Below are 14,053 nucleotides of genomic sequence, written 5' to 3' on the forward strand. Positions count from 1 at the left end.
CCTGCCGCCTGATAAAATGACATCAACAGGCCAGCCGTTTTCAGTACTGGAACTGCATGCCCAGCAAAAAAGCCCCCACCGCGCGCGTGCCCATGGGCTTGTAGCGCACATAGTCGAACGTAAAGCGCAGGTTGTGGCCATCCATGACATAGTTGCCACCCAGATCCAGCTGGGTGGTTTTGGGGTGGCCGGGCCCGTACATGTCCTTCTTGAAGCGGAACTGCTGGTAACGCACCAGCGGCTGGAGGCGCCCCCAGCCCAGCCGGTAGGGAATGAGGTACGCCGTGCTGGCCAGGAAGGCCGTGCCGTCATTCACGCCACCCACATTGCCGTAATCGGCCGAGCGCTGCCTGTAGCCTGCCGCGATATCCTTCACGCCGCCGGTATAATACTGGTAATACGCCCCCTCGAGCGTATAGACGCCGTATTTCGCGCCCTCGCCAATGCGCTTTTCAAACAGGCCATCAACATTCCACGCCTTGTAGTCGCCCTTGTCCTGCGCCGTGCCCACGCCATCAGTTTCGTACTGGCCTGCCAGGCCAATGGCCAGGATGTCGGCCTTGCCGTAATAGGTACTGGCCGTGTAGTAGGCGGGCGACGGCTCGGGATCGAGGAAGTTGTATTCCATGCGCGCGGCAAAGAGCGGATGCTCGCCATAATTGGAGCCGCCACGCACCCAGTTATGCCCACGATAGACACCGGCTACATAACGGAAACGGTCCTTGAGCAGCTTGCCCCATACCGAGATGCCATCATCACGCCCCGACCATGCGCCCGGATACTGCGACACCATCGGAAAGGCATAGGTGCTGAGGAAGTAGGGTCCATCAAGGTTCGAGCGATCACTTGGCGTGAGCATGCGCCCGCCCCAGATGTTGAACGCCTTCCACCGCTCGAACTGCAGCACACCATCAAGCACGTTCCAGTTGCCATCGCGCAGGCGCTCGAGGTTGAGCGTTGACTTGACGTATTTGTGGAACTGCGCACCCATATAGATACGCAGGTCGTTGGCACTTGCCGCATCCTTGTTGCCGGGCACGGTGGTGTCATGGCTCAGATACTGCGCGCGCACGCCCAGACCCAGCGTAAAGAACTGGTCCTTGCCAAAATTGACCGTGGTGGCCGCGCGGGCATGGGGCATGCTGGCGCCAAGCGCCATACAGGCCGAAAGGATACTGCCGCAACGCAGCAGCTTCTTCTTCCGGTTCATCCTGAACCGGGACACAAGCGCAATCATGAACATCCCCTTGTGGCTGCGGTCACCGACCGGCGACAGGGAAACATTACGAAATTGTACCATCAGGACGGGATGCGTGAAATTACTTATAACGGTCGTTTATGAGCTTATTCATGCCATTTGGGCACAGCGATGCGCCCGCCCTCCGATGCGTAACCACCTGAGCGCAGAGATAAAAAAAACCGCCTTTTGAAAAAGGCGGCACCAAAAAACTTTATTATTTTAAAGCAACAGTTTTTTACAGGCCGCCCTGTTCGATGATGAAACGGGCAATGTCCTCCACCCCGTCGCCTGCGCGGATATTGGCAAACACAAAGGGCCTCTGGCCACGCATCCGCCTGCTGTCGCGGTCCATTACCCCAAGGTCAGCCCCCACATGTGGGGCGAGGTCGATCTTGTTGATGACCAGCAGATCGCTGCGCGTGATGCCGGGGCCGCCCTTGCGTGGGATCTTGTCACCTGCTGAGACATCAATGACATAGATGGTCAGGTCAGCCAGTTCGGGGCTGAAGGTGGCGGCAAGGTTGTCGCCCCCGCTTTCCACCAGCACCAGATCCAGCCCGGCAAAGCGCTCCGTCAGTTCCGCAATGCCGGCAAGGTTTATGCTGGCATCCTCGCGTATGGCCGTGTGCGGGCAACCGCCGGTCTCGATGCCCATGATGCGCTCGGGCGGGAGCGAGCCCGCACGGGTCAGGAACTCGGCATCCTCGCGCGTATAGATATCGTTGGTGATGGCGGCGATATTGTAATCATTGCGAAAGCGGCGGCATAGCGCATCCATCAACGCTGTCTTGCCCGTGCCCACCGGGCCGCCAATGCCCACGCGCAGCGGGCCGTGCTTTGGCTTTGTCATGTTCTGAACAACCTCGTTTCCTGGGTTTCGTGATGCATGGCGGCAAGGTCGGCGGCAAAACAGGCTCCGCCCACATCATCCAGCGTCTGGCGCGCAGCCTGCGCCGCAGCCTGCGCCAGCACGGGTTCAAGCCGGGCCAGTGCGTGCAGCCCATCGGTCTGGCCCAGCGGCACCAGCCGCACGGCAGCCGACACCAATGCCGCCACCGCCGCATACCCGCCCGAGAGCACGGCCTGCGGGGCGGCCACGCCGCCACGGCGAAACACCAGCCCCTGCACCACCGGCAGCGGCCAGCGCGTGCCCGCCAGCGCTGCCTTGGGTGGCACGACATGCCACACCGCCGCCGCCCGCAAAAAGGCCTCGCCCTGATACACCGCCTCCTCATACCGCTCGCGCGAGGCGGCGGAGGCACAGGCGAAGCGGGCAATCTCGCGCAGGCGGGCGTCATCCTTCCCCGCCTGCCATGCCGCGTGCACAATAATCAGGTCATTGCCAAGACTGCCATGCCCCAGCAACGCGCCAACCCACGCGCACAGGGTTTCCACATCACGCACATCGCCTCGCTCGACCGCCCATTCCAGCCCATGACTGTAGGCGTAGCCCCCCGTGGGGAAAGCGGGCGATACCCATGAGAGCAGCCGCAGAAAATTCTGCCCGGCCAGACCTGCGGGTTCAGTCATGTGAATGGACGTGGCCGCCATGCGCATGCGGGTGAGCATGGTCGTGGTGGTGCTCATGGCCATGCGCTGCCCCGCGCCCGGCATAGGCCCCGCTTTCGGGGTCAAAGGCCGCCCGGACCTGTCGCACATGCCCGCCAAGGCCCGCGATCATGTCGGCAATGACATGGTCATGCCGCACAAGGATGCGCTGTGCCGTAATAGCGGCGGGCAGGTGCCGGTTGCCCAGATGCCACGCCAGCCGCAGCAGGTGCAGCGGGTCATGGGCTGTGACTTCCATCAGGTCTTCAGGCAGGGCTTCCACGCGAATGACGCGACCATCATCAAGCACCAGCCCATCACCATCGGCCAGCAGGCGCGCGTGTTCAAGCTCAAGCAGCACGCGCGCGCCCGAGCGCAGGGTGAGCATCATGCGCCTGCGATGGCGGCCTTCATAATCGGCGGCGAACACATCCGCGGCCTCGGCCACGGGCCAGCTTCCCGCTGGCAGGATTTCGGTTACATGCGTCATCAGAACAGGAAATACCTCTGGGCCATGGGCAGGATATCGGCGGGCTCGCAGGTCAGCAGCACGCCATCGGCCCGCACCTCATAGGTTTCGGGGTCAACCTCGATATGCGGCATCGCGTCGTTATGGATCATGCTGCGCTTGCCAATGCCGCCGCGCGTGTCCGACACGGCGGAAAGGGTTTTCTGCAGGCCCAGCCTGCGCCCGATATCATCTTCGAGCGCCGCCTTTGACACGAAGGTCAGGCTGGTATGGGTCCGCGCCCCGCCGTAGCTGCCAAACATGATGCGGCCATGCACCGGCTGCGGCGTGGGGATGGAGGCATTGGGGTCGCCCATCATGGCATAGGCAATGGCCCCGCCCTTGATGACCAGATCGGGTTTGACGCCAAAGAACGCAGGCTCCCACAACACCAGGTCGGCCAGCTTGCCCACCGCGATCGACCCCACCTCATGCGACAGGCCGTGGGCGATGGCGGGATTGATGGTGTATTTGGCAATATAGCGCCTGACGCGGTTGTTGTCGGCCACGCCATCACCGGGCAGGGGGCCGCGCTGCGCTTTCATTTTATGGGCCGTCTGCCATGTGCGCAGCGGCACCTCGCCCACCCGGCCCATGGCCTGGCTGTCGGATGACATCATGGACAGCACGCCCATGTCGTGAAAGATGTCCTCCGCCGCGATGGTCTCGCGCCTTATGCGGCTCTCGGCAAAGGCGATGTCCTCGGGCACCCTGGGGTCAAGGTGATGGCAGACCATGAGCATGTCCAGATGCTCATCAAGCGTGTTGCGGGTATAGGGCCGCGTAGGGTTGGTAGAGGACGGCAGCACGTTGGGCAGTCCTGCCACGCGGATGATGTCGGGCGCGTGGCCGCCGCCCGCGCCCTCGGTATGGAAAGCGTGGATGGTGCGGCCCTGAAAGGCTGCGATCGTGTCCTCCACAAAGCCGCTCTCGTTGAGTGTATCGGTATGGATCATGACCTGCACGTCCATCCGGTCGGCCACACCGAGGCAGCAGTCGATGGCGGCAGGGGTTGACCCCCAGTCCTCATGCAGTTTCAGGCAGCTTGCGCCCGCGCGCACCATTTCCTCCAGCGCCTCGGGGCGGGAGGCATTGCCCTTGCCCGCGAATGCGAGGTTGACCGGAAAGGCATCAGCGGCCTGCAGCATGCGCGCCATGTGCCATGGCCCCGGCGTGCAGGTGGTGGCCGCCGTGCCCGTGGCAGGCCCCGTGCCGCCGCCGAGCATGGTGGTGATGCCCGATGCCAGCGCCTCCTCGATCTGCTGGGGGCAGATGAAATGGATGTGGCTGTCAATGCCGCCCGCGGTCAGGATCTTGCCTTCACCTGCAATGATTTCCGTGCCCGGCCCGATGATGATGTCCACGCCGGGCTGGATATCGGGGTTGCCCGCCTTGCCGATGGCGGCAATGCGCCCGTCACGCAGCGCCACATCCGCCTTGACGATGCCCCAGTGGTCGATGATCAGCGCATTGGTGATGACGGTATCCGCAGCGCCCTCCGCCCGTGTCAATTGCGATTGCCCCATGCCATCGCGGATGGTCTTGCCGCCGCCAAAGCGCACTTCCTCGCCATAGATGGTGAGGTCCTTTTCCACCATCACCAGAAGGTTCGTATCGGCCAGCCGCACGCGGTCGCCGGTGGTGGGGCCGAACTGGCCCGCGTAATCATGCCGGGTCAGGCGCGTCATTGGTCCACACTCCCCATCACATCGCCCCTGAAGCCGATCACGCGCCGCAGGCCCCGCAGCGGCACCAGTGTCACATCACGCTCCTGCCCTGGCTCGAAGCGCACCGCCCCGCCCGAGGGTACATCAAGCCGCCAGCCCAGCGCCTGCGTGCGCTCAAAGCACAGGGCGGGATTGACCTCGGCAAAATGATAATGGCTGCCGACCTGCACGGGGCGGTCGCCGGTGTTGGTGACGCGCAGGGTGCGCCGGGGCTGGCCTTCGTTGAGGGCAATCTCGCCCTCATCGGTCAGGATCTCGCCCGGCACGGCGCCTTCGGGCAGGGGGTCAGCGTATCGGGTCATGGACTGTCACCAGTTTCGTGCCATCGGGGAAGGTCGCCTCGACCTGAACATCATGGATCATCTCGGCCACGCCGGGCATGACCTGCGCGCGGGTCAGTACATGGCCGCCACTGGCCATCAGTTCGGCCACGCTCAGCCCGTCGCGCGCGCCTTCAACCACATGGTCGGTAATCAGGGCCACGGCCTCGGGGTAGTTCAGCCGCACACCACGCTCCAGCCTGCGGCGGGCCACGATGGCTGCCATGGCAATGAGCAGCTTGTCCTTTTCCCTTGGTGTCAGCTTCATGTCGTGCTCCGCTTCCTTGCCTGCCTGTGCTGTATCATGACCGCCATGTAGAGGGCATGGGCCGCCCGGCCCGCAATACCGGCAGGATATGACGCAGCGCCACCTCAAGCCCCCAGCCCCCGGCCCCCACGCCGCGCACCACCAGCATGCCGTTCCACGCCGAGGCGGCAAAGCCCGCGCATTGCGGCGCTGCCAGCCGTTCGCGCACCGGGGCCAGCAGGTCCATTGCCTGCGGGCTGGCCAGCACCAGTGTCGCCACCGCCCCCTGCCCCGCTGCCATGGCGGGCTGGGCCAGCAGGGCCGCGACATCGGTGCTTTCCAGGCGCAGCATGTCTTCGAGCAGCAGTTCGCCCTCGCGCCTTATGGTCAGCCGGTCGCGCACATGCAGGCTGGAAAGCTGCTCGCCCGCGCCAAGGCGGCCAAAGATCCGGCTCTCGAGAAAGAGGAAGGTAGCGGACTGCGCCATATCCACCACCATGTGGCGACGCAGGCGGCTGCCATCGAAAAAGATCGTGCCATGGGGCAGCCATTCCAGCCGTGCGCCAGCACCAACCTGGCATGTAACCGTCATGTCCGCCGGACCATCCTCGGGGCGGGCGCGATAGACCCGCTCGGCAGCCTGCGATGTGACCAGCAGTTCCGTGCCGGGGCCGCAGGCCAGCCGCCCGCTGATGCGATCCCCCGCCGCGATGCCGCCGGATATATTGACCGTGGCGGCTTCCAGCCCGTTGCCCAGCACGCGCGGAAAAAGCAGGCGGCAGCAACCTGCCTGCACCAGATCGGCCATGCGGGTGCGGGGACCATCGGCCCTGACTTCCAGCCCGAACTGCCCCCTTGCGCGCTGGAGTGGGGTTGTTCCCGCGTTCATTTCCGTCCTGACAGCATCGGGGCTATCGTAGCAGCCGGGTGGGGTACGTCCATTGCGTAGAATTACGTAATGCCACGGGCCTGTCCGGAGCCAGCACCCTGCCCTACGCGCGGGGTCAGTCGGGCGATGCGTTGTGAACCGGTTGGCCAAAACGCGCCATGTCCACATTTCCGCCCGATACAATCACGCCAAGGCAGGTCGCGGCGGGCTATCCCTGGTCCATCTCCATCAAAACGATTTCAATCGGGTCACCACCTACACCATGAGAAAAGTATCCTTTCCCGATCGTCTTGAAACCATTTCGTTCGTAGAACTTGTGCGCGTTTAGTGTGGCTTCTACTCTGATCGGCCCCGAGTGGCCTTTGCCTGCGATTTCCACGCCAAGCCTGAGAAGTCGCTTGCCAAGCCCCTGGCCCGTGGCTTTCGGTAACAGGAACAAGCGGGTCACCTCACCGGGAACAGCATCAACAAACCCCTGTATTTCCCCATTCTTTTCGACGACGAACGTGTTGTTTTCCTTGATCACGTCCTCGTAATAATCGGCGGTGCGTTCGCCCATCCACCCCGCAAGCTGATCACGACTGTAATGCTGTTTTCCCAGCCCCTGAATGGATTGCGCCGTTACGTCATACAGCAATTGACCATCACCCGGGCGAGCCGGCCGCAGAATAGTATCCTTTTTATCTTCAATAGTAATCATAGGCCCTCTTCTTTCCGGTCACCGCGTGACTTGACCCAAAAATCCTGAAGCCTGCATGGCAGAATATTCGCGACGACAAGGGCGGGCTACCGATGCCTGTTGACGATCGAGTTATCCGACCTTCCGAACGACAATCATGAAGGCGTAAACAAACCTCAACGTTCCCCCTGCCAGCGATTGTCAATCAGGTGCCCGTTATCATTCTCTACTTGTTGCGGCAGATCCCGGTCTTGCCGCACATTCTCACCCCGGAAATCAGCGGCTCCAGATCAGGAATGGCGATTTTGCACCAGTTCGCCCTGCCCACCCGGCTGGCGGGTGGGCAGGCAAAGTTGAATCAGGGTGCCGGGTTGCAATGCACCTGATGGATCGCGTTGATTTTTGCCTCGAGTTCCGGCGTGATCACCAGATCAACCGAACCGAGAATGGTCCTGAGTTGCTCGATGCTGGTGGCGCCGATGATGTTTGAAGTCACGAACGGGCGGGACGTGACAAAGGCGATGGCCATCTGAACCGGGTCGATCCCTTCTGCTTTTGCCAGCGCAATATAGGCGCTAACCGCTTCCTCCACGCCCGGCTTCTCGTAGCGTTGGGCGCGGTTGAACAGCGTGGTGCGCGCGCCAGCAGGCCGCGCGCCGCCAAGGTATTTGCCGCTCAGATAGCCCTGCGCCAGGGGCGAATAGGCCAGCAGGCCCACCTTTTCACGCAGGGCGATCTCGGCCAGGCCAATCTCGAAGGTGCGGTTGATGAGGTTATAGGCATTCTGGATCGACACGACGCGCGGCGCGCCGTGGCGGGATTCGGCCAGATATTGCGAAACACCCCATGCTGTCTCGTTAGAAAGGCCGACATGGCGGATCTTGCCCTCGCACACCAGATCGCCCAGCACGCCAAGCGTCTCGGCAATGGGCACTTCGTCAGCCTCGGGCAGGCTGGTGAATGTGTTGCCGCCAGCCCCGAACAGCCCCACCTTGCGGTCTGGCCAGTGCAGTTGGTACAGATCAATGTAATCCATGCCAAGACGCCGCAGCGAGCCCTCAAGCGCGTAACGGATCTGCTTTGGCGTCAGCCGGGTTTCCTCCCCGCCGGGGCGGAACCACGGCGATGTGCCCCGCCCCACCACCTTGCTGGCAATGACCAGTCGCTCACGCCCGCCCCGCGCCCTGAGCCAGCTGCCGATGATGGTTTCGGTAGCGCCCTGGGTCTCGGCGCGGGGCGGAATGGAATAAAGCTCGGCGGTATCGATGAAGTTGATGCCGTGATCGAGCGCCATATCAAGCTGGGCATGGCCTTCGGCTTCCGTATTCTGCTGGCCAAAGGTCATGGTGCCAAGACAGATCTCACTGACCATGATGCCAGTGCGACCGAGTTCACGTTGCTGCATGTAAAAACCTGCCTGGTTGGTAGGGCGTGGTACGGGCCGTTCGTCAGGGCGAGTGTTGCAAAAGACGGACGGCAGCGCAATCACACCCGGCCAGGCAGGGATCAGCCGACGGCTTCAGTCAAACGTGCCACCACGCGGGCGAATGATGGGCAGAATGTTGCCGGTGACGGAGTAATAGACGCGCTCGGAAATATTGGTGGCGTGGTCGCCAATGCGTTCAAGGTTCTTTGCAATGAACAGCAGATGGGTGCACGAGCCGATATTGCGCGGGTCTTCCATCATATAGGTCACGAGTTCACGGAACAGCGATACATAGAGTTCATCTACCGCTGTGTCCGACTGCCAAACAATGCGCGCGAGTTCCGGGTCACGCTGGTCCATCGCATCAATGGTGCGGCGCAGGTTTTCCTGCACCAGTCGGCCCATGCTATGCAGGCCCGTGAGCGATATGGGGCATGAAAGCAGTTCGTTGCGCATGGCACGGCGTGCAATCGAGGCCGCGCAATCGCCAATCCGCTCCAGGTCACCCGACATTTTCAACGCCGCCACCACCTCGCGCAGGTCGCCTGCCATGGGTGCTCGCAGGGCAAGAAGGCGGATGACCAGCGCCTCGGTCTGGCGCTCGAGTTCATCGACATGAGGGTCCATTTCCGGCGCATCGACGGCTGCGGCCTCATCATGCTCGACCACCGCCGTAATGGCCTGTGCCACCTGGCGCTCGACCATGCCGCCCATCTTGTTGATGAGCGAACGAAGCTGTTCAAGTTCCTGTTCGTAACTCTGCACGGTGTGCATTGATTCCTGAGGCATCATCACGTCTTTCGTCATCAACCGAAGCGGCCGGTAATGTAATCCTGGGTGCGTTTTTCATGCGGCGCGGTAAACATCTTGTCCGCAGTGTCCACTTCAACGAGTTCGCCCATGTAGAAAAAGGCCACGCGATCCGCACAGCGGGCCGCCTGCTGGAGGTTGTGGGTGACGATGGCAATCGAGAATTCCTGCTTGAGCTCATCAAGCAATTCCTCGATCCGCGCGGTCGAGATCGGGTCGAGCGCGCTGGTCGGTTCATCGAGCAAAATGATTTCAGGCCGGGTTGCAATGGTGCGTGCAATGCACAGACGCTGCTGCTGTCCGCCAGACAGGGCTGCGGCGGAGGCATTGAGCCGGTCCTTCACCTCGCCCCACAGGGCAACACGGCGCAGCACGTTTTCCACGCGCTGGTCCATCTCGCCGCGTGAGAGGCGCTCATGCAGCCGCACGCCAAAGGCGATGTTGTCATAGATCGACATGGGGAACGGCGTGGGCTTCTGGAACACCATGCCAATGCGCGAACGCAGCACGTTCACGTCGATGCCGGGCGAGAGGATGTTACGGCCATCGAACAGCACCTCGCCCATGGCGCGCTGGCCAGGATAGAGGTCATACATCCGGTTGAGAATGCGCAGCAGCGTTGACTTGCCACACCCTGAAGGCCCGATCATGCCGGTCACCTGCCGGGTGGGGAAATCAAGCGAGATACCGCGCAGCGCGTGGTTTTCGCCGTACCAGAAATCAAGGTTGCGGATGGCGATGGCCGGAGCCGACTGCGCCTGGGCGGGCCTGTTATCCATAAGGACGGTGTTCATGATGATGCGGTTCCATTACGTGAAAGCCACCAGCGGGCGAAGATGTTGGTTGCCAGCACCGCAACCGTAATCAGCAGCGCGCCGGTCCAGGCCATCTGCACCCAGTCATCATAGGCCGAACCGGCATATTGATAGATGGTGACAGGCAGGCTCGCCATCGGCGCATTGAGGTTGATGGACCAGTTCAGGTTGCCAAGCGAGGTAAAGAGCAGCGGCGCGGTCTCGCCCGAGATGCGGGCCAGGGCCAGCAGGATGCCGGTCATGATGCCGCCACGCGCCGCGCGCAGGCAGATGCTCACGATCACCCGCCAGCCCGGCGCGCCCAGCGCATAGGCGGCCTCACGCATGGCGCGGGGCACGAGGTGCAGCATGTCTTCGGTCGTGCGCACCACTATGGGAATGAACAGGATGGCCAGCGCCAGCGTGCCCGCCATACCCGAGAAATGCCCCGCAGGCTCCACTACCACCAGATAGACGAACAGCCCGACAAGGATGGAAGGCACGGACAGCATCATGTCCGACACGAAGCGCACGAACGAGACAATCTTCCCGTCATGGCTGAATTCCGACAGGTAGATGCCGGTCAGCATGCCAACGGGCGTGCCGAGCAGGGCGGCGAGCAAGGTCTGCTCGCAACTTCCCACAATGGCGTTGGCAAGCCCCCCACCACTGCCAGGCGCTGCTGTGCTGTGCAGGAAGGTTGAAAGCGACAGCCCCGCCGCGCCGCGCGTGACCAGAGTCCATAAAATTGAAAACAGCAGGAACAGGACAACCACGGTGGCGATACCGCACAGCACGTTGATCAACCGCTCGACAATCCTGCGCCGCACGGCCTGCGCGCCACCGCGCTGCCACCCGTCCGCGGCCCCGACCTGTACATTCTGGGCTGACATATAAGGCTACTTCCCTAGTTCTTTATGCCGCGCTGGAGGAACATGCGCGAGCAGGCCAAGGTAATGAATGAAATAACCATCAGGATCGCACCGAGCGCCAGCAGCGCCGAGAGCTTGAGGCTGCTGGCCGAACTTTCGGGGAATTCCAGCGCAATCAGCGAGGCGATGGTATTGCCGGGCGCGAACAGCGACCAGCCCAGCCGGTTGCTGTTGCCAATGACAAAGGTCACGGCCATCGTCTCGCCCAGGGCGCGGCCCGTACCCAGCATGATGCCGCCCATCACCGCCTGCCGCGACCACGGCAGCACCACCTTGCGCATTACTTCCCACCGGGTCGCCCCCAGGCCAAAGGCGCTTTCCTTCAGCACGGCGGGAATGGAGACGAACACATCGGCCATGACCGAGCAGATGAAGGGCGTAACCATGATGGCCAGGATGAGGCCGCTGGTCAGCAGGCCCGTGCCATAGGGCGCGCCACGGAACAGCAGCCCGATGCCCGGCACATGGCCCAGATAGCGCGTGGCCACGAGCTCGACATAATGCGCCATGAACGGCACCACGATGAAGAACCCCCACATGCCAAATATGATGGAAGGCACGGCAGCCAGAAGCTGCACGGCCATCTCGATCACGCGCGCGAGTGCCGGGGGCGCCATTTCAACCAGCCAGAAGGCCACGCCAAAGGCGAAGGGCACGGCAAACACAAGCGCCACGACCGTGGTGACCAGCGTGCCGAAAATCGATGTCGCCGCGCCAAAATTGTGCGTGATGGGGTTCCATGCCTTACTGGTGATGAACCCCGGCCCGAAGGTGGAAAAAGCCTGCCACCCGCCACTGACCAACACGATGATGATGCCCGCCATGACCAGCAGGATGGACCACCCGGCCAGCCGGGCCAGCACGCCAAAGGCAATCTCACCGGCATTGCCCCCTGCGTTGCGCCCGGAAACAGCCGCCTCCTGGCCTGCGGTGGTGGATGACACTTCCATCATGGAGTTCCTGATATGCATGACATGAATGCAGCACTAAGCGAATTGACTGACTCGTGACAATAATAACGTGCGGCTTTTTTCATGAAGTTTTTATGACACCTGCCATTACATGCATGTATGCCTAATATCTACTTGTGGCACGTCATATAAAGTTCACATATTTCGGGTTGAAGCAGCCCGGGGAAATGCGGCATAGCACCCGCAACGGGCAGGATGGAAAGACCGGCTGCCCCTTAAAAGCACAGGCAGGAACGAGCCTTATGTTTAAATCCAGCGTTATTGAAATCGATGGCGTGTTCATCGGCATCGTGTTTCAGGATGGCCCTGATGAATCCTATACCTTCCGCGCCATGCACGAGCGCGTGACCCAGATGGATGGTGACATCCTTCCCTCTTACGAAGATGCCGTGGCCCGCGCGCGCACCCGCTTCCGCCTCGGGCGCTGCAAGCCTGTGCGCAGCCTCGACGCCGTCCGGCGTTATACCTGAAAGCAGTATTTCATATTCATAAATATGAATATTATATTAAATAAGAATGAGTATTATTTATTTTAAGAAACTTTTTATTTAATATAGCATGACAATAACTTCTGGTGTGTTGTTTCATGCTTCATTTTGCACCCTATTCAACTTTTTCTATCCTGGCGCTAGTCCTGTGCTTCGCACTGGTATGCGTATTCGAATTCGTCAACGGCTTTCATGATACGGCCAATGCGGTAGCCACCGTCATCTATACCAAATCGCTCAAGCCGCGCACCGCCGTGATCTGGTCGGGGCTGATGAACTTCGTGGGCGTGGTGCTTGGTGGCATCAGCGTCGCCTACGGGCTGGTGGAACTGCTGCCCGCCGATGTGCTCTCGCCACCCAATGGCGACCCGGCGGTGCCCATGCTCATTGCCCTGTTTGGCACGGCGCTGGCGTGGAACCTGTTCACCTGGTGGTTCGGCATCCCCAATTCCAGTTCGCATTGCGTCATTGGCGCGCTGATCGGCATTGCCATTGGCGATGCGCTGCTGCACACCCGCGCCATTGGCAACAGCGTTGACTGGTCACAGATCTGGAAGATTTTGCGCGCGCTGGCCATCTCGCCCCTGCTGGGGCTGATTGGCGCGGGCGGGCTGTATTTCATCATCAAGCACCTTGTGCATGACCCCGAGCTGTATCAGCCGCCCCAGGGCGACAAGCCCACGCGCGGCTGGGTGCGCGGGCTGCTGATCCTAACCTGCACCGGTGTCAGCTTCTCGCACGGCAGCAATGACGGGCAGAAAAGCATCGGCCTGATCATGCTGACCATTATCGGCATCCTGCCCGCAACCTTTGCCCTCGCCCCCAACAGCACGCCCCAGATTAGCCATATTGCCCAATACGCCACCGACGCGGTCCCCCTGATCACGCAATACGACCATGACGGCCTGCGCGAGGAAGCCATTGCCTCGGTCAACCGCCTGACCCAGACCACGCCTGATACGGTCGTGCCCTCGCAACTGCGCGCCGACCTGTATGAGGTCGTGGCCGGGCTGAAGGCCGTCTCGCTCAACACGCAGGCCTCTGCCCATGACCGCGCCACCGCGAAAACCCTGAGCAACCAGATGCGCCCGGTCGTGGAATACGCACCATGGTGGGTGCGCCTGCTCAGCGCGCTGTGCCTGGGCATTGGCACCATGATCGGCTACAAGCGCATCGTGCACACGCTGGGCGAGAAGATCGGCAACACGCACCTCACCCCCGCGCAGGGCGCATCGGCCGAACTGGTGGGCGCGGGCCTGATCGCAACGGCGGGCTATACCGGCCTGCCGGTCAGCACCACACACATCATCACCGCCGGTATTGCGGGCACCATGCTTGGCTCGGGCTCGGGCATCAACCGGGGCATGCTGGTCAAGATCGCGCTGGCATGGGTCTTTACCCTGCCTGTCACCATCACCATCGCCGCCAGCCTGTTCTACCTGTTGAGCTGGTAAAGGCGCGCACTGCAAATGGA

Annotated in this window: 16 protein-coding genes; 2 read left to right on the forward strand and 14 right to left on the reverse strand. The window is 61.8% G+C overall.

Annotated features, from left to right (window positions below; translation table 11 throughout):
• Positions 1-40: 40 nt before the first annotated feature.
• The 14 genes from R5N89_RS08540 to pstC all read right to left on the reverse strand — a co-directional run bounded on the left by R5N89_RS08540 (position 41) and on the right by pstC (position 12,070).
• Positions 41-1,159: a porin gene (locus tag R5N89_RS08540; protein ID WP_373320405.1), complete on the reverse strand. Its 1,119-nt coding sequence runs from the start codon at positions 1,157-1,159 to the stop codon at positions 41-43.
• A 316-nt stretch (positions 1,160-1,475) separates the two neighbouring features.
• Positions 1,476-2,090: an urease accessory protein UreG gene (ureG, locus tag R5N89_RS08545; protein WP_110567551.1), complete on the reverse strand. Its 615-nt coding sequence runs from the start codon at positions 2,088-2,090 to the stop codon at positions 1,476-1,478.
• Positions 2,087-2,752 carry an urease accessory protein UreF gene (locus tag R5N89_RS08550; protein WP_244192082.1) on the reverse strand — a complete coding sequence of 222 codons (666 nt, stop codon included), beginning with the start codon at positions 2,750-2,752 and terminating at the stop codon, positions 2,087-2,089. The genes ureG and R5N89_RS08550 overlap by 4 nt, the downstream gene beginning before the upstream one ends.
• A 10-nt stretch (positions 2,753-2,762) precedes the next feature.
• Positions 2,763-3,278 (reverse strand): urease accessory protein UreE, encoded by a 516-nt coding sequence (locus R5N89_RS08555; protein ID WP_110567550.1) that lies wholly within the window; start codon positions 3,276-3,278, stop codon positions 2,763-2,765.
• A complete protein-coding gene (gene ureC, locus R5N89_RS08560) occupies positions 3,278-4,984 on the reverse strand; it encodes an urease subunit alpha (protein WP_110567549.1) in 1,707 nt (568 codons plus the stop codon). Before ureC ends, R5N89_RS08555 begins: the two co-directional genes overlap by 1 nt.
• A complete protein-coding gene (locus tag R5N89_RS08565) occupies positions 4,981-5,325 on the reverse strand; it encodes an urease subunit beta (RefSeq protein ID WP_110567547.1) in 345 nt (114 codons plus the stop codon). The genes ureC and R5N89_RS08565 overlap by 4 nt, the downstream gene beginning before the upstream one ends.
• Positions 5,309-5,611, reverse strand: coding sequence for an urease subunit gamma (locus R5N89_RS08570; RefSeq protein WP_078527481.1), 303 nt, complete (start codon positions 5,609-5,611; stop codon positions 5,309-5,311). The genes R5N89_RS08565 and R5N89_RS08570 overlap by 17 nt, the downstream gene beginning before the upstream one ends.
• 34 nt (positions 5,612-5,645) lie before the next feature.
• Positions 5,646-6,479, reverse strand: a complete 834-nt coding sequence (locus R5N89_RS08575; protein ID WP_110567546.1) for an urease accessory protein UreD — start codon at positions 6,477-6,479, stop codon at positions 5,646-5,648.
• 208 nt (positions 6,480-6,687) lie between these two features.
• Positions 6,688-7,179 (reverse strand): GNAT family N-acetyltransferase, encoded by a 492-nt coding sequence (locus R5N89_RS08580; protein ID WP_110567544.1) that lies wholly within the window; start codon positions 7,177-7,179, stop codon positions 6,688-6,690.
• A 337-nt stretch (positions 7,180-7,516) separates the two neighbouring features.
• On the reverse strand, positions 7,517-8,563 hold the full coding sequence (locus R5N89_RS08585) for an aldo/keto reductase (RefSeq protein WP_110567542.1): 1,047 nt from the start codon (positions 8,561-8,563) through the stop codon (positions 7,517-7,519).
• Between the two features lie 114 nt (positions 8,564-8,677).
• Positions 8,678-9,373: a phosphate signaling complex protein PhoU gene (gene phoU, locus R5N89_RS08590; RefSeq protein WP_208624629.1), complete on the reverse strand. Its 696-nt coding sequence runs from the start codon at positions 9,371-9,373 to the stop codon at positions 8,678-8,680.
• Positions 9,374-9,390: 17 nt separating this feature from the next.
• Positions 9,391-10,188 carry a phosphate ABC transporter ATP-binding protein PstB gene (gene pstB / locus R5N89_RS08595; protein ID WP_208624628.1) on the reverse strand — a complete coding sequence of 266 codons (798 nt, stop codon included), beginning with the start codon at positions 10,186-10,188 and terminating at the stop codon, positions 9,391-9,393.
• Positions 10,185-11,081: a phosphate ABC transporter permease PstA gene (gene pstA / locus R5N89_RS08600; RefSeq protein ID WP_110567538.1), complete on the reverse strand. Its 897-nt coding sequence runs from the start codon at positions 11,079-11,081 to the stop codon at positions 10,185-10,187. Before pstA ends, pstB begins: the two co-directional genes overlap by 4 nt.
• Positions 11,082-11,095: 14 nt before the next feature.
• Positions 11,096-12,070: a phosphate ABC transporter permease subunit PstC gene (gene pstC, locus R5N89_RS08605; RefSeq protein ID WP_373320407.1), complete on the reverse strand. Its 975-nt coding sequence runs from the start codon at positions 12,068-12,070 to the stop codon at positions 11,096-11,098.
• Positions 12,071-12,333: 263 nt separating this feature from the next.
• On the opposite strand from pstC, the gene R5N89_RS08610 reads away from it, so the two are divergent.
• Together R5N89_RS08610 and R5N89_RS08615 are read left to right on the forward strand one after the other, a co-directional pair.
• Positions 12,334-12,561 (forward strand): hypothetical protein, encoded by a 228-nt coding sequence (locus R5N89_RS08610; RefSeq protein ID WP_110567534.1) that lies wholly within the window; start codon positions 12,334-12,336, stop codon positions 12,559-12,561.
• Between the two features lie 116 nt (positions 12,562-12,677).
• Positions 12,678-14,033, forward strand: a complete 1,356-nt coding sequence (locus R5N89_RS08615) for an inorganic phosphate transporter (RefSeq protein WP_110567532.1) — start codon at positions 12,678-12,680, stop codon at positions 14,031-14,033.
• Positions 14,034-14,053 lie beyond the last annotated feature (20 nt).

The organism is Komagataeibacter sucrofermentans DSM 15973 (assembly GCF_040581405.1).
In the GTDB taxonomy this organism is placed as follows: domain Bacteria; phylum Pseudomonadota; class Alphaproteobacteria; order Acetobacterales; family Acetobacteraceae; genus Komagataeibacter; species Komagataeibacter sucrofermentans.